The organism is Streptomyces sp. NPDC004435, from assembly GCF_042873895.1.
Taxonomy (GTDB): Bacteria; Actinomycetota; Actinomycetes; order Streptomycetales; family Streptomycetaceae; genus Streptomyces.
In genome coordinates this window covers 239,253-255,367 of the sequence record NZ_JBIAMB010000002.1, presented here as the reverse complement: position 1 = coordinate 255,367, position 16,115 = coordinate 239,253, and the positions used below count along the sequence as shown (strand labels likewise).

Annotated in this window: 18 protein-coding genes and 2 tRNA genes; 13 read left to right on the top strand and 7 right to left on the bottom strand. The window is 72.1% G+C overall.

Going from position 1 to position 16,115, the window contains the following annotated elements:
• Positions 1-7 precede the first annotated feature (7 nt).
• From ACFYT9_RS04385 to ACFYT9_RS04370, 4 genes are all read left to right on the top strand, one after another.
• Positions 8-577, top strand: a complete 570-nt coding sequence (locus tag ACFYT9_RS04385; protein WP_376597710.1) for a DUF3566 domain-containing protein — start codon at positions 8-10, stop codon at positions 575-577.
• A gap of 123 nt (positions 578-700) precedes the next feature.
• Positions 701-774: transfer RNA gene (locus ACFYT9_RS04380), tRNA-Ile, on the top strand.
• A 147-nt stretch (positions 775-921) separates the two neighbouring features.
• Positions 922-1,056, top strand: a complete 135-nt coding sequence (locus ACFYT9_RS04375; RefSeq protein ID WP_208809277.1) for a DLW-39 family protein — start codon at positions 922-924, stop codon at positions 1,054-1,056.
• Positions 1,057-1,315: 259 nt separating this feature from the next.
• Entirely contained in the window at positions 1,316-2,644 is a 1,329-nt protein-coding gene (locus ACFYT9_RS04370) for a hypothetical protein (protein ID WP_389160876.1), read from the top strand.
• Positions 2,645-2,671: 27 nt separating this feature from the next.
• Here ACFYT9_RS04370 and ACFYT9_RS04365 read toward each other — a convergent pair whose 3' ends face one another.
• Positions 2,672-3,988 (bottom strand): serine/threonine-protein kinase, encoded by a 1,317-nt coding sequence (locus ACFYT9_RS04365; protein WP_389160874.1) that lies wholly within the window; start codon positions 3,986-3,988, stop codon positions 2,672-2,674.
• Between the two features lie 58 nt (positions 3,989-4,046).
• Complete coding sequence (locus ACFYT9_RS04360) at positions 4,047-4,598, bottom strand: helix-turn-helix domain-containing protein (RefSeq protein WP_376601036.1); 552 nt, start codon at positions 4,596-4,598, stop codon at positions 4,047-4,049.
• A 128-nt stretch (positions 4,599-4,726) separates the two neighbouring features.
• On the opposite strand from ACFYT9_RS04360, the gene ACFYT9_RS04355 reads away from it, so the two are divergent.
• Positions 4,727-4,799 (top strand) — tRNA-Ala (locus ACFYT9_RS04355).
• A 191-nt stretch (positions 4,800-4,990) separates the two neighbouring features.
• A complete protein-coding gene (locus ACFYT9_RS04350) occupies positions 4,991-6,271 on the top strand; it encodes an MFS transporter (RefSeq protein WP_389160872.1) in 1,281 nt (426 codons plus the stop codon).
• A 63-nt stretch (positions 6,272-6,334) separates the two neighbouring features.
• On the opposite strand, the gene ACFYT9_RS04345 is transcribed toward ACFYT9_RS04350, so the two are convergent.
• Genes ACFYT9_RS04345 through ACFYT9_RS04335 form a run of 3 tightly spaced genes read right to left on the bottom strand, consistent with a single transcriptional unit; the run spans position 6,335 to position 9,096 of the window.
• Positions 6,335-6,784: a hypothetical protein gene (locus ACFYT9_RS04345; protein WP_389160870.1), complete on the bottom strand. Its 450-nt coding sequence runs from the start codon at positions 6,782-6,784 to the stop codon at positions 6,335-6,337.
• Positions 6,785-6,814: 30 nt separating this feature from the next.
• The gene (locus tag ACFYT9_RS04340; protein ID WP_389160868.1) at positions 6,815-7,855 is read right to left on the bottom strand and encodes an RNA polymerase sigma-70 factor; all 1,041 of its coding nucleotides are present in this window, start codon (positions 7,853-7,855) and stop codon (positions 6,815-6,817) included.
• A gap of 41 nt (positions 7,856-7,896) precedes the next feature.
• Complete coding sequence (locus tag ACFYT9_RS04335) at positions 7,897-9,096, bottom strand: NAD(P)/FAD-dependent oxidoreductase (RefSeq protein WP_387277617.1); 1,200 nt, start codon at positions 9,094-9,096, stop codon at positions 7,897-7,899.
• A 268-nt stretch (positions 9,097-9,364) separates the two neighbouring features.
• Between ACFYT9_RS04335 and ACFYT9_RS04330 the strand changes: the two genes are divergently transcribed.
• A complete protein-coding gene (locus ACFYT9_RS04330; protein ID WP_389160865.1) occupies positions 9,365-9,727 on the top strand; it encodes a DUF6344 domain-containing protein in 363 nt (120 codons plus the stop codon).
• Positions 9,728-9,964: 237 nt separating this feature from the next.
• Here ACFYT9_RS04330 and ACFYT9_RS04325 read toward each other — a convergent pair whose 3' ends face one another.
• Entirely contained in the window at positions 9,965-10,714 is a 750-nt protein-coding gene (locus ACFYT9_RS04325; protein ID WP_389160864.1) for a DUF5324 family protein, read from the bottom strand.
• 296 nt (positions 10,715-11,010) lie between these two features.
• Here ACFYT9_RS04325 and ACFYT9_RS04320 point away from each other — a divergent pair, with 296 nt between their 5' ends.
• On the top strand, positions 11,011-11,529 hold the full coding sequence (locus ACFYT9_RS04320) for a peptidylprolyl isomerase (RefSeq protein WP_376601056.1): 519 nt from the start codon (positions 11,011-11,013) through the stop codon (positions 11,527-11,529).
• A gap of 23 nt (positions 11,530-11,552) precedes the next feature.
• Complete coding sequence (locus ACFYT9_RS04315) at positions 11,553-12,419, top strand: rhomboid family intramembrane serine protease (protein ID WP_387277621.1); 867 nt, start codon at positions 11,553-11,555, stop codon at positions 12,417-12,419.
• 305 nt (positions 12,420-12,724) lie between these two features.
• Here the strand turns inward: ACFYT9_RS04315 and crgA are convergent, their stop codons facing one another.
• A complete protein-coding gene (gene crgA, locus ACFYT9_RS04310; protein WP_376601051.1) occupies positions 12,725-12,979 on the bottom strand; it encodes a cell division protein CrgA in 255 nt (84 codons plus the stop codon).
• Between the two features lie 140 nt (positions 12,980-13,119).
• On the opposite strand from crgA, the gene ACFYT9_RS04305 reads away from it, so the two are divergent.
• The 4 genes from ACFYT9_RS04305 to ACFYT9_RS04290 all read left to right on the top strand — a co-directional run bounded on the left by ACFYT9_RS04305 (position 13,120) and on the right by ACFYT9_RS04290 (position 16,090).
• Entirely contained in the window at positions 13,120-13,899 is a 780-nt protein-coding gene (locus ACFYT9_RS04305) for a DUF881 domain-containing protein (protein ID WP_387277623.1), read from the top strand.
• A gap of 132 nt (positions 13,900-14,031) precedes the next feature.
• Positions 14,032-14,193, top strand: coding sequence for a hypothetical protein (locus ACFYT9_RS04300; RefSeq protein ID WP_043222767.1), 162 nt, complete (start codon positions 14,032-14,034; stop codon positions 14,191-14,193).
• Positions 14,190-14,828 (top strand): aminodeoxychorismate/anthranilate synthase component II, encoded by a 639-nt coding sequence (locus ACFYT9_RS04295; RefSeq protein ID WP_376601054.1) that lies wholly within the window; start codon positions 14,190-14,192, stop codon positions 14,826-14,828. The genes ACFYT9_RS04300 and ACFYT9_RS04295 overlap by 4 nt, the downstream gene beginning before the upstream one ends.
• Positions 14,825-16,090: a class E sortase gene (locus tag ACFYT9_RS04290; RefSeq protein WP_389160861.1), complete on the top strand. Its 1,266-nt coding sequence runs from the start codon at positions 14,825-14,827 to the stop codon at positions 16,088-16,090. The genes ACFYT9_RS04295 and ACFYT9_RS04290 overlap by 4 nt, the downstream gene beginning before the upstream one ends.
• The last annotated feature ends 25 nt before the right edge of the window (positions 16,091-16,115 follow it).

Sequence of the window (16,115 nt, the reverse complement as noted above, 5' to 3'; positions counted from 1 at the left end):
GGTTGCGGTGACGGACACTCGGGGGCAGCAGCCCCCCTATCAGGGCTACAACGGCGCTCTGCCGGGCGAACGGCCCGCGGCGCAGCCGGCGGGCGCCTACCACCCGCCGAGGGCCTACGACGGCCCGCAGGGCGGCGGCGGCACCCAGGGCGGCCAGTCGGCCTCCGCGGTGCGGCGGCCCCGGACGGGCGCGCGGACGACCCCGCGCACGCGCAAGGCGCGACTGCGGGTGGCGAAGGCCGACCCGTGGTCGGTCATGAAGGTGAGCTTCCTGCTCTCCATCGCGCTGGGCATCTGCACGGTCGTCGCGGCGGCCGTGCTGTGGATGGTCATGGACGCCATGGGCGTCTTCTCGACGGTCGGCGGGACGATCAGCGAGGCGACGGGCTCGAACGAGTCCAACGGCTTCGACCTGCAGTCCTTCCTGTCGCTGCCGCGGGTGCTGATGTTCACCTCGGTCATCGCGGTGATCGACGTGGTCCTGATGACCGCCCTCGCGACCCTCGGCGCGTTCATCTACAACCTGTCCGCCGGCTTCGTCGGCGGCGTCGAGCTGACGCTGGCCGAGGACGAGTAGTCCGCGCGTGGGGCCGGCCCCGCGAATCGCTCGGGGCCTCCGGCTCGGGCGATTTTGGGACTGGCCCCCACGTGCGCTAATGTTCAGGAGTCAGCGCGCGGGACACACACCGCAAAGCGCGGCGGGGCTATAGCTCAGTTGGTTAGAGCGCATCCCTGATAAGGATGAGGCCACAGGTTCAAATCCTGTTAGCCCCACAGAAGTGATCGACCCGGACGGTTCCTCCGTCCGGGTCGATTTCGTTGTGTGAGGTTTGGCGCTCGCACAGGTCACTGATCGGTATCGGTCGATGTGTAGAGTGGGCGTCAGAAGTCTCCTACGTCAACGAAAGACGAGGTCGCGCGGTGAAGAAGCTGCTCCTGGTCGCACTGGCCGCCATCGGCGGGCTCCTCGTGTACCGCCAGATCCAGGCGGATCGCGCCGAGCAGGACCTGTGGACGGAGGCGACCGACTCCGTGCCGTCCGGTTCCGGTGTCTGAGACGCATCCATCTGAAACCGAGATCCCGGCCGCGCCCCGCGCGGCCGGGATCTCGGCGTTCCGCCCCCTGTACGGCACGGGCCGCCCCGCGGCCGTGACGCGGAGTCCCTGAGCCCGCCGCGGCGAGCCGGAGGCTTGCTCCAGCAAAATCCGATGCCGTCCCGCCCGATGCGGACACCGGGGGCGGGCGCGGGGCAGGATGGTCCGGCACGACGGCCCCGGGACGGGACGCGGTGACGGACACGACGAGGAGAAGCGCGTGAGCACGCAGGCGGGGGAGACGGCCGGGCACGGGACCGGACGCCGGGAGCGGACCGCGGCCGCAACACGGAAGGCCGCGGCGCTGCTCACGGCCGCCGCCGCGGTGGGCACGCTCACCGCGCTGCCCGCGTCGGCCGCCGACGGCGCCGCGATCCCCCCGTACGCCTTCGATCCCGCGGCGCAGCGGATCCAGGGTGCCGCCTCCAGCGCCGACGCGGACCCGCTGGAGCCCGGCAGGACCTACCGGGACACCCTCAAGAAGGACGGCAAGGTCTACTACCGGCTCAACCTGGACACCGCGAAGAACTCCTACGTCTCCGCCGTCGCCGTCCCCCGGCCGGGCGGGAAGGCCGCGTACGGCGACGGCTTCAGGATCTCGATCCAGGACGGCTCGGGCCGCGAGTGCGGGTACCAGGAGGTCAACTTCGCGACCGGTGACCACGTCCGGCCGCTGACCGGCTACGCGCGCCGGATCATCCACCCGGACGACATCTCCTGCCAGGACGCCGGCACGTACTACGTCCTCGTCGAGCGGGAGTCGGACGCCGCCTCCGCCCCGGACGACTGGGAGCTGGAGCTCCAGCACGTCAACGAGCCGCTGCTCAGCAAGATCGGGCCGGACAAGCTGCCCGAGTCGTGGCCCTCGGGGACGCCGGCACCGCCCGCCGGCGGGCCGAAGGAGCGGCAGGGCGGGGCCGGCTTCCACACCGCCGTCTCACTCCAGGAAGGCGAGTGGCGGGCGGACGTCCGGCCCGGCGAGACCCTCTTCTGGCGGGTGCCGGTCGACTGGGGCCAGCAGATCTTCGCCACCGCGGAGCTGGGCAGCAGCGACGCGGGCGACGAACTGGTCGGCAACGCGCTCGCGCTCGGCCTCGACAACCCCGCGCGCGGCTTCGTCGACCTCCAGACGGCCTCCTACCGAGGCGATCCGGCGACCGCCGCCCTCGCCCCGCAGCGGCCGGTGGCCCACGAGAACCGCTCCTCGTACGAGACCGCCACCAACGGCATGCGCTTCGCCGGCTGGTACTACCTGACCGCCACGCTCAGCCCGGAGATCGCCCAGGAGTACGGCGACGGGCCGCTGCCGCTGATCCTGCGGGTCAACGTCACGGGGGAGAAGAAGGCGGGCCCGGGGTACGCGGGCGACCCGGGTCTCTTCCAGGTGACCGGCGACGACCGGGAGGCCGCGGCGAACGGCGCCACGGGGGCCGACGCGGCGAGCGCCGACGGCACGATGGTCGCCCTGGCCGCCGGCGGCCTCGGCCTCGGCACCGTCCTGCTCGTCGGACTCGGCGCCTGGACCCTGCTGGCCCGCCGCCGGGCCTGAGCCCGTCCCCTCCGGATCGGGGCGGGGTCAGATCCGCGTCAGCGCCCAGAACCCGACCGCGAGCGACACCAGCGCGAGCAGCAGTACCGGGACCGCCACCTTCGGGGGCGGTCCCGGACGGCGTCCGGGGAGCGCCACCGGCGCCGTGGAGCCGTGCGGAGCGGGAACCTGAACGGGCTGGGCGGTGTATGGATGAGTGGGGGCGTACGGATGCGCCGCCGCGGGGTGCGCCGTCTGCGGATGCGGCGGCTGTGGAGGTGCCGCCGCCGGTGGATGCGTCGGCGGAGGGACCGGGTCGAAGGGGGGTGCGGGATGAGCCACCGGCGGGGGCAGATGGAAACTGCCCGTCTCCGAGGGCCCCGGCACCGGCTGGTACGTCGGGGCGGCCGGCACCGGCTGCTGGGTGTCCTGGACCGCGCGCGGGGAGTCCTGCACCCGCGGAGGGGCGTCCTGGACCGGGCGGGCGGCCGGGCCCTCGGGGCCGAAACCGGCGGGCAGGGGACCGAGCTGGTCGAAGATCTCGACCGGCGCCTCGCCGTCCTCCGGCTCGGGCAGCATCTCCACGGCGGCGTTCAGCGCCTTCCGCACGCCCGTGGCCGTACGGAAGCGGGCCTGCGGATCGGGCTGGAGCAGCCCCGCCAGGACCTGCCACAGCGGCTCGGGGACGGTCGCGGGCGCCGGCGGGGTGCCGTGGGCGACGAAGTGCTCCACGAGGGCCTGAGAGTCCGGCCGGGTGCCGTGCAGCAGATAGAGCGCGACCAGCCCGACGGCGTACAGGTCCGCCGTGAAGTCGGGCTCCGCGCCGAGGAGTTGCTCGGGCGCGAAGTAACCGGGCGTCCCCACCACGTAGTTGGTCTCGGTGAGCCGCGGCTCGCCCTTGCGCATCGAGATGCCGAAGTCCGAGAGCCGCAGGTGCGGACGGCCCGTACCGGTGGCCTCCATCAGGATGTTGGCCGGCTTGATGTCCCGGTGGACGACCCCTTCGGCGTGCACCGTCGCCAGACCCGCGAGCAGCTGGTCGAGGAGGGTGCAGACATAGCGGGGCGGCAGCGGCCCGTAGTCGCCGATGACGTGGGCGAGCGACCCTCCGGCGACCAGGTCCATCGTGAAGAGGACCTGGTCGTCGTCGGCGGCCCAGCTGGCCGGGGCGAGGACGTGCGGGTGGTCGATCCGCAGCGCCTGTTCCCGGACGAATCGGAGCAACGTGTGGGCGTCGCTCTGCTGGAGCACCTTGGCCGCCACATAGCGGCGCCGGCGGTGGTCCCAGGCGCGCCAGACCGCGCCGGCCCCACCCCGCCCGATCGGATCGACCAGCTCGTATCTGCCGGCGAAGACCTCACCCATCGCGCTGCGCCGCTCCCCGTCCGTCGTCGGTCGTCCGTCTTCGGTCCTGCGTGCCGTGTCAGTTCTGGTGCGACTCGTAGTGGGCGACCGCGTCGGCGGTGCGCCCGGCGCCGTACACCCGGAGGAACTCTGCCAGCTCCGGGTGGTGCGGGGCGAGGGAGTCGGCGGCGTCGATGATGTCGCCCGCGGCGGACACGGAGCGCAGCAGCGACTGGATCTCGCGGACCACGCGGCGCACGGTCGGGGCGCCGGATCCGTTGGTGGTCGGGCCGCCGGCCGCGGTCAGGACCGACCCGCCCTGCGACTTCTTGATCTCGTCCATGCGGTCGGTGGCCTCGGCGGCGCTGACGCTGCCGTCGGCGACCTGGACGGCCAGCTCCTGGAGGGCCTGGACCCGCTGGACCACGGCCGGGTTGCCGATCTTGGCGCGCTGGCCGCTCATGAGTTGGGAGAGCATGGGCGCGGAGAGCCCGAGCACCGCGGCCAGCCTGGCCTGGTTGAGCCCGAGATCGTCGATCAGCCGACGGAAGAGCGCCCCCAGCGGCTCCCCGTACCAACTGCGCTGAAGCTCTCTGGCTCTTGCCGTGGCTTCCTGCTGCGCTGCGTCCATCACTTCTCCCCATCCCTGCGGTTCGCCACTGCGAACCTCGGTCAGCATCTTACGGAGCGTGGTCGTTCACCGGGAGTCCCACCTTTTGCCCGGCACGGGGGGAGAACCGGTACGCTGTCCTCTGTTCCGGGGCCTTAGCTCAGTTGGTAGAGCGCTGTCTTTGCATGGCAGATGTCAGGGGTTCGACTCCCCTAGGCTCCACTCATAGACGCCCCCCTGAACCGCGGAAACGCGGTTCAGGGGGGCGTTTTGGCTGGTTGGTGGCGGGTCGGCGGGGAGGGGACGTCTTGCCGAAGCGTGAGGAAGGCCGCGGTCCGGGGCGGACGCGGGGCCCCGAGGAGGCTCCGGGGCAGGGGGCTCCGAGCCAGAGGGCTCAGGGTCCGGCGCCGCAGGTGCCGGAGGCGAGCGGCGGTCGGTTCCTGAGGTTCTGGACCGCGCAGACCGCGTCGCAGCTCGGCCAGCGCTTCGGGATGGTGGCCCTGCCCGTGGTCGCGATCGAGACCCTCGACGCCGGGGCGGCGCAGGTCGGCTACCTGACGGCCGCGCTCACCGCGTGCTACCTGCTGGTGGGTCTGCCGGCCGGGGCGTGGGTCGACCGCCGGCCGAAGCGGGCCACGATGATCCGGGCGGCCGTCGTGCGGGCCGTCGTGCTGGCCGGGATCCCTGTGCTGTGGGCCTTCGACCGGCTGTCGCTCGGGTGGCTGTACGCGGTCGCGGTGGTCGTCGGTGTCGCGTCCGTCTTCTTCGACGTCGCGTACCAGTCGTACGTGCCGTTCATCGTCCCCGACAGGGACATCGAGCGGGCGAACGCGAGGCTGGAGTCGTCGGCGCAGATCTCCGCGGCCGGCGGTCCTGCCGCGGCGGGACTCCTCCTCAGGGCGGTGAGCGCGCCCGTGGTGATCGCCGTCGACGCGCTGGCCTACGTGGTGTGCGCCGGTCTCCTGGCGACGGTCGAGGACTCCGAACCGCCCCGCGAGAGGAAGGCGGGAGGGGAGTCCCGGCTGGCGCGCGAGATCCTGGCCGGGATCCGGTTCGTCGTGGGCAACCCGCTCCTGCGGCGGCTGTGCGTCGCGATGGGGGTGTCGAACTTCTTCGCCACCCTCACCATGACGCTGACACCCCTGCTCATCCTGAGGACGCTGGGGCTGGGCTCCACGGTCATGGGGGTCGTCCTCGGCGTCGGCACCCTCGGCGGCCTCCTGGCCTCGCTCACCCTCCCCAAGGTCCGTGCCCGGTACGAGGCGGGGAAGGTCATGGCGGTCGGCCTCGTCCTGGCGGGTGCCTCCATGGCGGCCTTCCCCCTGGCCGGATCCCTGGCCGGATCCCTGGCCGGATCCCTGGACGAGTCCGGTTTCGTGCTCCCGGTCGCCCTGCTCGTCCTCGGCCAGTTCGGCATGACCTGGGGCGCGGTGACCTTCAACATCGCGCAGGTGAGCGTGCGGCAGCGGGTCTGCCCCAGGGACATGCTGGCCCGGATGACCGCCACGATCCGTTTCGTGGTGTGGGGAAGCATGCCCGTGGCGGCGGTCCTGGCCGGTTGGCTCGGGTCGCGCGTCGGCATCGTGCCCTGCCTGTGGATCGGTGTGGTCGGCGCCGTCCTGACGGCTCTTCCCCTCGTCGGGGCGGACCGGCTGATCCGGTCCGCCGCACCGGCCCCTGACGCCGGCCCCTGACGCCGGTGCCTGACGGCGGTGTCCGACGCCGGTGCCTGAGCCCGCCGTCCGGGTCCCGCGTGATCAGGCCCGGACGGGTCCGCCCCGGCCGGTTCCTCCGCGCCCGCCGCCGTTCTCGGCCGCGGAGGGCGATGTCAGCGCGCGGGCCAGGTCCAGCGTGCTGAGCACGACCATCACGATGCCCAACGGCACGTGGTACGCGGGCAGGTGGGCGATGCCGAGGGCCACCTGGACGGACGCGAGGACGAGGAGTCCGGAGGCGTACAGGACCGGTCTCGGGCTGCCGCCGCCCGCCCGCCAGGCGACGATCGCGGCCACCACGTACAGCATCGAGGCGCCGTACATCACCCGCGAGCCCACGTCGTGGAGCTGCGCGCCCAGCGGGGAGACGAGCAGGGCGCCGGAGGTGCCCGCCTGGAAGAACAGGGCGAGGGTCTGGAGGGCGACCGCGGTCCTGACGGTCCGGTCGTGCGGGGTGCCGGGTCGTACGGCCTTCGTGGTCCGTCCGGGCATCTCCGGGTCCTTTCCGGTGCGGGGTGGCTGTCAGCGGAGGGTGAGGGAGGTCGCGGCCATGGCGTGGCTGAGCTTCTCGGGGTTGCGGACGTAGTACAGGCCGCTGATCAGGCCGTTCTCGACGCGCACCGCCATGACTCCGTCCAGCTCGCCGTCGAGGTGGATCGCGAGCGCCGGGGCGCCGTTGACGACGGTGGGCTCGGTGGTGACGGTGACGTCGGCCCTGAGGGTGCCGCCGAGGTAGAAGCGGGTGACCTTGTCGGCGCCGACGACCGGGCGGAGCGCGGCCCGCTTGATCCCGCCGCCGTCGCTGACGAGGACGATGTCGGGGGCGAGCAGGTCGAGGAAGTCCTGGGGGTCGCGGGTCTCCAGGGCCCGCCGGAAGGAGTCCACGGCGGCCCGTGCCTCGCGCGCGGAGACCGTCTTGCGAGGGCGGCGGGCGTCGACGTGCTTCCGGGCCCGGTGCGCGATCTGACGGACGGCGGCCGGCGTCTTGTCGACGGCCGCCGCGATCTCGTCGTACTCCACCTCGAAGACCTCGCGGAGGACGAAGACGGCCCGCTCGGTCGGGGTGAGCGTCTCCAGGACCAGCATCATCGCCATCGACACGGACTCGGTGAGCTCCACGTCCTCGGCCACGTCCGGCGTGGTGAGCAGCGGTTCGGGCAGCCACTGGCCGACGTACGCCTCCCGGCGGCGGCGTACGGTGCGGAGCCGGTTGAGCGCCTGCCGGGTGGTGATCCGCACGAGGTACGCGCGCTGGTCGCGGACTTGCGCCAGGTCGACGCCGGTCCAGCGGAGCCAGGTCTCCTGGAGCACGTCCTCGGCGTCGGCCGCCGAGCCGAGCATCTCGTAGGCGACGGTGAAGAGCAGGTCGCGGTGGGCGACGAAGGTGTCGGTGGCGGGGTCCGGGGGCGGGGCTGTGGTGGTTTCGGCTGTGGTCGTGGCTGTGGCTGTGGCTGTGGTTGTTGTCGTGGTCGAGGCCGGGGCGGTGGTCCGCTGCGGTGTCGGGTCCGAGGGCTGCCGCGGTATCGGATCCGCGGGCCGGTCCGTGTCGTGCGCGCTGGTCATGCTGAGGTCTTCTCCCCCTGGTCGGTGTGCCGGGCCGTCGGTCAGGCCGTGTGCGCGGGGGCGTCCGCCGGGCGGCCCGCACGCTCCCGCAGCCGCCGCGGCCGGTGCTCGCCGTCCTTGGGCCAGGAGTGCGCACCGGGCTTGCGGGCCTCTGCGGTCAGGTGCTTGACGCTGAGCGTGCAGGCGAGTTCCTTGAGCTTCGCCCCCGCCCGCCCCCCGACGTAGATTCCCATCGCGCGGTCGTCCTTGTGTGCGATCTGGAAGATCGCCGTGCGGCGCCCGAAGCTGAGGCACATCGCGTTGAACGTCAGGTCCACGGGCTCGGGGCGGCGGCCCTCGATCCGGGCGAGCACGGTGTCAGCGGCGTGCGCACCGAGGCAGCCGGCGACGTAGGCGCTCATCCGGAACGGCAGGTCCGAGGGGGACGCGCAGTCGCCGGCCGCGACGATCCGCTCGTCGTCGACGCTGGTGAGGGTCTCGTCGGCGAGGAGGCGCCCGGCCGCGTCGGTGGTCAGCCCGCTGCGCGCGGCGAGGTCGGGGACGCCGAAGCCGGCCGTCCAGACGGCGAGCCCGCCGGTCACCGTCCGCCCGTCGGCGAGCCGGACCGACTCCGCCGTGACCTCGGTGACCTTCGTACCGGGCCCGTCGAGCACGGTGACCCCGAGGGCGGCGAACCGGCGGGCGGCCGCGCGGCGCGCCCTGGGGTGCAGGTACGGGCCGAGGACCCCGCCGCAGACGAGGGTCACCGGGCGGCCACCCTCGGCGAGTTCGGCGGCGGTCTCGATGCCGGTCGGGCCCGCGCCGACGACGGTGACCGGGACGCCGGCGGGCAGTGCCGTGACGGCGCTCCGCAGGCGCTCGGCCGACTCCAGTTCGGCGACGTGGTGGGCGTGCTCGGCGACGCCGGGGACGGCGGGCCGGGCGGCGGTGCTGCCGACCGCGTAGATCAGGTGGTCGTAGCCGACCGTGGCGCCCGACTCCAGGGTCACCACGCGCGCGTGGGAGTCGATCCGGGCCACGGAGTCGACGGTCAGCCGGACGCGCTCCGCCAGGACCTCCTCGTACCGGACGAGCGCGGGGTGGCTGCCGCCGACCAGCTGGTGGAGGCGGAGCCGGGGGACGAAGGACGGACGGGGGTTGATCACCGTCACGGTCACGTCGTCGCGCCGGGTGAGTCGGTTGGCCGCCATGACACCGGCGTACCCGCCGCCGATCACGACCACTTCGGTGTTCCCGCCCATGATTTCTCCTCCGTCTGCAGGGGTTCGACCTGTTCGGCATCAAGACACCGAGGGGTCGTCGCCTGTGACATGGATGTGACGGGGATCACTGCGGAGGGGCCCGAAGAGGCGGGACTGGTCCGGACGGGTGGTGTTCATCCGAAGAACTGCGCGGCGGCGGCGTCGCTCCGCCGGAAACGGCCGCCCGTACAGATCATGAGGAAGGTATGTAAAGCGCGCAACCTGAAATGAACCATCCGAGAACGCCTACACGCGAAAGTGAGGGGCCATGGCCACCGCCAAGGTCAAGCAGTTCTGGACCGCCTTCATCTCCGTCCTCTTCGCCCTGCTCGCCTCCGTCGGCCTGGCGGCCCCCGCCGCCGCGCAGGGACAGGCCCCGGTGACCCAGCCCGAGGAGCCGGCCGCCCCCGCCGCCCCGGCCGCCGCACCGCGCACCACGACGGCCGCGGCGACGAGGCAGGCGGAACCGTGGGCACCGGTCCGGCAGGGCTCGCTGCCGCCCACCATCAAGCAGCGGATCGGCGCCGAGGCGCACGGCTCCTCGCCCGCCGTCCGCCAGCTGCGGGCCGCCACGCCGCTCGCGAGCGACCCGGCCGCGCTGACGGACCTGGCGCTCGCGACGGCGGCCTAGGGTGCGGGGAGCACGACACCTTCCTCCCGGCACCCCGGCCCGCCCGGCCCGCAGCGGCCGACGAACGGAACGGACGGACCCGATGGACCCGGACCAGACGGACCAGACGGCCCCGATGGACCAGACGGACCAGATGGACCAGACGGACCAGACGGACCCGACGCCTCAGTCAGATCCAGATCCCATGGATCACGCGAAACAGTTCCGAACCATCGGATCGAACGGAACAGCCCCAGTTCAGCGGCGCTCGTCGGGCTCCGTGGACTCGGTCTCCGTCTCCGCCTCGATCCCGGCCACGGTCCCGGTCCCGATCTCCACGTCGCCGGATTCCGTGACCACGCTCGTACCGGCCTCGGCCTCCGCGCCCGTGTAGACCTCCGACGCGGACGGCATGCCCGAACCCTCGTCCACATCCGTGGGAGCCGGCGGTTCGACCAGCCAGTCGGGGTTGGCCTGCCTGTCCCACCACTTCCACGCGGCGATCGCGCCGCCGACCAGCAAGCCCACGACGGCGAGACCCTTGACGAGACGCCCGGCCCTGGCCCGGCGCTCCTGCTTCCTCACGATCTTCCGGACGTCGTCCGGCGTCACCTGACCGCGCAGCGCGGCCCAGGCGGCAACAGAACGCGACCCGGCCTCCTCCACCACGGGACCGGTCGCGGCGACCGCGCTCTCGACGCGCGGAACGGTGTAGTCGGCCACCTGGTGGGCGACCGAGCGGGTCCGAGCCGCAGCGCGATGCGCGGCGTCGTCGACCCGCGGCGGCACGTGCGGCGCCACATACGCGGCGTACTGCTCACGGGCCTGCGCGCGTGCCTGTCGAGCGGCGCTCGACACCTTGGGTGCGATCCGCACCCGCGCCTCGTGCGCATAGTGCGCGGCCTGGTCCTTGGCCGTGCCGGCGTACGGCGCCACCACGTCCGCGGCGTGCAGGACGCTCTCCTTCGCCGAATCCGTAGCGGCGCGCACGCTGTCCATGCGAGTCACGGGTTCCTCCTCCTCGGTGGCGAGCGGTATCGGTTTTTCACCTTTCCATCCTTTTCGGCATCATGCCTGCCGGAGCGAGGTCCGGCATGCGGGGCGGGCATCCGGGGCACGAGGGCGGGACGGACGGCGCACGAGGGCGGGACGGACAGGGCGTGCCGACCGCGCGGACGAGCCGCGCGAGCATGCGGGCGGGCCGTCGCGGGCATGCGAGGATCGACTGGCCAGAGCCGCGGGAACGTGAGGCGATCCGCTCCGCGGCGTGACGCACGACCAGGGAGGGATGGCGGACCGTGGCCATGCCGTACGCGATCCTCAAGACCAGCGCGGGCGACATCGAGGTGCGCCTGCTGCCGTTCCACGCGCCCAAGACGGTGCGGAACTTCGTCGAGCTCGCCTCGGGCGAGCGCGAGTGGACCCATCCGGCCACCGGTCAGGTCTCCAAGGACCCCCTCTACGACGGCACGGTCTTCCACCGGGTCATCGGGAACTTCATGATCCAGGGCGGCGACCCGCTGGGCACGGGCACCGGCGGCCCCGGTTACGAGTTCGCGGACGAGTTCCACCCGGAGCTGTGGTTCGACCGGCCGTACCTGCTGGCCATGGCCAACGCCGGGCCGGGCACCAACGGCTCCCAGTTCTTCATCACGGTCGGCCCCGCGACCTGGCTGAACCGCAAGCACACGATCTTCGGCGAGGTCGTGGACGCGAAGAGCCGGGCCGTCGTGGACGCCGTCGCGGCGGTCGCCACCGACGCGCAGACCCAGCGGCCGCTGACGGACGTCGTGGTCGAGTCCGTGGTGATCGAGCAGCGCTGACCGGGAAGGACGGGACCCCACCCATGGACACCCAGCCCGGACTGCGGCCCTGCTACCGCCATCCGGACACCGAGACGGGCATCAGCTGTGCCCGCTGCGAGAAGCCCATCTGCCCGGCGTGCATGATCTCCGCGTCGGTCGGCTTCCAGTGCCCGGACTGCGTCCGCAGCGGCTCCGGCACCGGCCACGCGGCCGACGCCAACCAGCCGCGGACGCTCGCCGGCGGCCGCGTCAGGAAGGACGACCGGCTGGTCACCAAGGTCCTCATCGGGATCAACGTGCTGGTCTACGTCCTGGTACTGGCCCTCGGCGACCGGTTCGTCGACGAGTTCGTGCTGATCGGGTACGCGTACAACCCGCTGCTCGGCGAGGTCGTCGGGGTCGCCGACGGCGAGTGGTACCGGCTGATCACCTCCACGGTCCTGCACCAGGAGCCGTGGCACATCCTCTTCAACCTGCTCGGCCTCTGGGTGATCGGCGGGATCGTCGAGCCCGAGCTGGGCCGGGCCCGGTACGTACTGCTGTGCCTGCTGTCGGGGCTGTCCGGCTCCGTCCTGGCCTATGTGGTCGCCGCCCCGAACCAGCCCTCGCTGGGTGCCTCGGGGGTCGTCTACGGCCTCATCGGCGCGTGGGTGGTGCTGGCCCGCCGGCGCCGTCACGACATGCGGCCGGTGGCCCTCTTCGTGGCCTTCTCGTTGTTGATGACGTTCACCCGTCCGGGGATCTCCTGGGAGGCGCACGTGGGTGGACTCGTGGCCGGCGCCCTCGTGACGTTCGTGCTCGTGCGGGCGCCCCGGGCCCGCCGGGACCTCATCCAGTACGGCGCCTGTGGAGTACTGCTGCTGATCGACGTGGGCATCGCGACCGCACGGACGCTCGCGCTCACCTGAGCGCGGCAGGCTGTGGACGAGCTGGGGAATCGAGCTTTCCCCAGAGTTATCCACAGTGTGTGGCGAGTTCTCCCCATGCCCGTGGGTGTGACGGAGCCCCCTACCTCTGACCTGGGATTTCTCCAGAGAGGTAGGGGGCTTCGATCTGTTCCGGGGCGCTTCTCGCGGTCATACCGGCGTCAACCCGGTGCGAGTTATCCACAGATCTTCGTAAGTTATCCAGTGCTGTGCACAACGCTGTGGATAAACTCTGGGGTGAGCTTGACGGTGGCTGGGCGGACCCGCTAAGCGCACCGCTGATCAGCTCACTTCCACTGCGTGGAGACACCGAACCCGGCGGCGATGAAGCCGAAGCCGACCACGATGTTCCAGTTCCGGATGGACTCGATCGGAAGCGAACCGTCGGTGACGTAGAAGACCACGATCCACACCAGACCGATGGCGAACAGGGCCAGCATCACCGGGGCGACCCAGCTGCGGTTCGTCAGCTTGATGTTGGTGGCCTGCTTCGCCGGCGGCGGCGTGAAATCGGCCTTCTTGCGGATCCGTGACTTCGGCACGAGGGACTCTCCTGTCGATGCGCTGCGTGACCGCGCAGGGAACTGTGGCTGTCGCCGGGATGTGACGTAGCAGGTCGACTGCGTCCCCCGGGCGTCCGTTAGCGTAGTGGTTCCGCGGCGCAGAAGGGGATCAGGGTACGTTGAGCAATTCCGCCGGCACTCCGCGCGACCCCCTCGCCGGACCGGGCCGCACCAGTGGGTGGCGCCCCGTCCGGCTGCTCACCCTTGCCGTCTTCGCCCTCGCCGGACTGCTCTTCGTGACCAGCTTCAACACCGCCAAGGGCACCAACATCCGCACGGACGCCTCCCTCCTGAGGCTCTCCGACCTCATCGAGGAACGCAGCCACAAGAACGCCGGCCTCGACGAGTCCACCGCCGCCCTGCGCGGCGAGGTCGACTCCCTCGCCGCCCGCGACGACGGCTCGACGGCCGCCGAGGACCGCCGCCTGAAGGAGCTGGAGACCGCCGCCGGCACCACCGAGATCTCCGGCCAGGGCCTCACCGTCACCCTCAACGACGCCCCGCCCGGCGCCCAGGCCGCCCCCGGCTACCCCGAACCGCAGGCCAACGACCTGGTCATCCACCAGCAGGACCTCCAGGCCGTCGTCAACGCCCTCTGGGAGGGCGGCGCCGAAGGCATCCGGGTCATGGACCAGCGGCTCATCTCCACCAGCGCGGTCCGCTGCGTCGGCAACACCCTCATCCTCCAGGGCCGCGTCTACTCACCCCCGTACAAGATCACCGCGGTCGGCGACCGGGGCAGGCTCGACAAGGCGCTCGCCGACTCCCCGGCGCTCCAGAACTACCAGCTGTACGTGAAGGCGTACGGGCTCGGCTGGAAGGTCGACGACCACAAGGGCGTGACCCTGCCCGGGTACACCGGCGCGGTCGACCTCCACCACGCGAAGCCCGCCGCGTAGGCCCGTCCGGGGCCGGTCGTCCACAGGCGGCCGTCGGCGGGCGGTCGTCCACAGGCTTCGGACAGCTTCCCCACGGCGGCGCCCGCGCCCCGTACTCTGGTGGCCGTAACGAACGGAAGGGGCGGCGAAGTCATGTACGGCTGGATCTGGCGGCATCTGCCGGGGAACGCGTTCGTGCGGGCGCTGATCTCCCTCGCACTGGTCCTCGGGACCGTCTACGTCCTCTTCCAGTACGTGTTCCCCTGGGCGGAGCCTCTGCTTCCGTTCAACGATGTGACGGTGGACGGCCAGTGAGCGCGCGAATTCTCGTCGTCGACAACTACGACAGCTTCGTCTTCAACCTCGTGCAGTACCTCTACCAGCTCGGCGCCGAGTGCGAGGTGCTCCGCAACGACGAGGTGGAGCTGAGCCACGCCCAGGACGGTTTCGACGGCGTGCTGCTGTCGCCGGGTCCCGGAGCCCCCGAGCAGGCCGGCGTCTGCATCGACATGGTGCGGCACTGCGCCGCCACCGGGGTGCCCGTCTTCGGCGTCTGCCTCGGCATGCAGTCGATGGCCGTGGCCTACGGCGGCGTCGTCGACCGCGCGCCCGAGCTGCTGCACGGCAAGACCTCGCCCGTCGTCCACGAGGGCAAGGGCGTCTTCGCCGGCCTCCCCTCGCCGTTCACGGCGACGCGCTACCACTCGCTCGCCGCCGAGCCCGCCGTCCTGCCGGCCGAGCTCGAAGTGACCGCGCGGACCGAGGACGGCATCATCATGGGCCTCCGCCACCGCGACCTGCCCGTCGAGGGCGTCCAGTTCCACCCCGAGTCGGTGCTCACCGAGCACGGCCACCTGATGCTCGCCAACTGGCTGGTGCAGTGCGGGGACGAGGGCGCGGTGGACCGGTCGACGGGACTCGCGCCGGTGGTGGGCAAGGCCGTCGCGTGACCACGGGCTCGCCGTGGTTCCGGGACTCGGGGGAGCCCGGCGCAGAGCCGATACCCGAGGGCCACGGCACCGGTCCGTACGAGCAGCCGGCCCCGTACGAGCAGCGGGCCCCGTACGAGCCCGGATACGAGACCGGGTACGAGCAGCCGCAGCAGCCGCAGACGTACGGCTACGAGCAGCAGGGGCCGTACCCGTATCCGTACCAGCAGCCGCAGCCGCAGCCGCAGCACCAGCCGCAACCCCAGCCCCAGCAGCCGCAGCACCACCAGCCGCAGCCGCGGGCGCAGCGTCGGTCCGAGCGGCCCTCGCCGCCGCCGTCGTCGTACGAGGCCGCGTACGAGCCCATAGGTGAGCCCTACGGGGCCGGGGAGACCCAGCAGCTGCCCGAGGTCGCCGAGGCGGCTCCGCGGCCCGTGGAGCCCCTTCCCGGGCCCGGACGGGCCGAACGGCGCCGGGCCGCCGCCAAGCAGGGCCGTGGGAAGAGCCGCAGAGGCGCCGATCCGGCACCGGAAGGCACCGCCGCCACCGCCGCGCCCGCCGCCGGGCGTCCGTTGTCGCGGGTCGAGGCCCGGCGTGCCGCGCGTGAGGCGAAGGCGGCCAAGGACAGCCTCGGTGTCGTCGTCGGCGAGCTGTTCATCACCCTCGGCGTCGTGATGCTCCTGTTCGTGGCCTACCAGCTGTGGTGGACCAACGTGCTGGCCGGCCAGGAGGTCGACCAGGCCAAGGAACGGATCACGGACACCTGGGCCAAGGGCGAGACCAAGCCCGACGTCTTCGCCCCCGGCGAGGGCTTCGCCATCATGTACATCCCCAAGCTGGACGTCGTCGTGCCCGTCGCCGAGGGCATCGACAAGGCCAAGGTCCTCGACAAGGGCATGGCGGGCCACTACGGCTCCGGCAAGCTCAAGTCGGCCATGCCCTCCGACAAGCAGGGCAACTTCGCCGTCGCCGGCCACCGCAACACCCACGGCGAGCCGTTCCGCTACATCAACCGCCTCAAGCCCGGCGACCCCATCGTGGTCGAGACCCAGGACGCCTACTACACCTACGAGATGGCGAGCATCCTGCCCCAGACCCCGCCGTCGAACATCGCCGTCATCGACCCGATCCCCAAGGGCTCCGGCTTCACCGCGCCCGGCCGCTACATCACCCTGACCACCTGCACGCCCGAGTTCACCAGCACCTACCGCATGATCGTCTGGGGAAAGCTCGTCGAGGAGCGCCCGCGCAGCAAGGGAAAGCCGGAGGCACTCGTAGGCTGAGGGCCAACACCTCCAGAAGGGACGA

Bases quoted from the DNA above. Each gene is read 5' to 3' on its own strand.
- ACFYT9_RS04360 (WP_376601036.1), bottom strand. From the start codon at position 4,598: ATGGACGCAGCGCAGCAGGAAGCCACGGCAAGAGCCAGAGAGCTTCAG.
- ACFYT9_RS04340 (WP_389160868.1), bottom strand. From the start codon at position 7,855: ATGACCAGCGCGCACGACACGGACCGGCCCGCGGATCCGATACCGCGG.
- ACFYT9_RS04330 (WP_389160865.1), top strand. From the start codon at position 9,365: ATGGCCACCGCCAAGGTCAAGCAGTTCTGGACCGCCTTCATCTCCGTC.
- ACFYT9_RS04365 (WP_389160874.1), bottom strand. From the start codon at position 3,988: ATGGGTGAGGTCTTCGCCGGCAGATACGAGCTGGTCGATCCGATCGGG.
- ACFYT9_RS04335 (WP_387277617.1), bottom strand. From the start codon at position 9,096: ATGGGCGGGAACACCGAAGTGGTCGTGATCGGCGGCGGGTACGCCGGT.
- ACFYT9_RS04320 (WP_376601056.1), top strand. From the start codon at position 11,011: ATGCCGTACGCGATCCTCAAGACCAGCGCGGGCGACATCGAGGTGCGC.
- ACFYT9_RS04345 (WP_389160870.1), bottom strand. From the start codon at position 6,784: ATGCCCGGACGGACCACGAAGGCCGTACGACCCGGCACCCCGCACGAC.
- ACFYT9_RS04300 (WP_043222767.1), top strand. From the start codon at position 14,032: ATGTACGGCTGGATCTGGCGGCATCTGCCGGGGAACGCGTTCGTGCGG.
- ACFYT9_RS04315 (WP_387277621.1), top strand. From the start codon at position 11,553: ATGGACACCCAGCCCGGACTGCGGCCCTGCTACCGCCATCCGGACACC.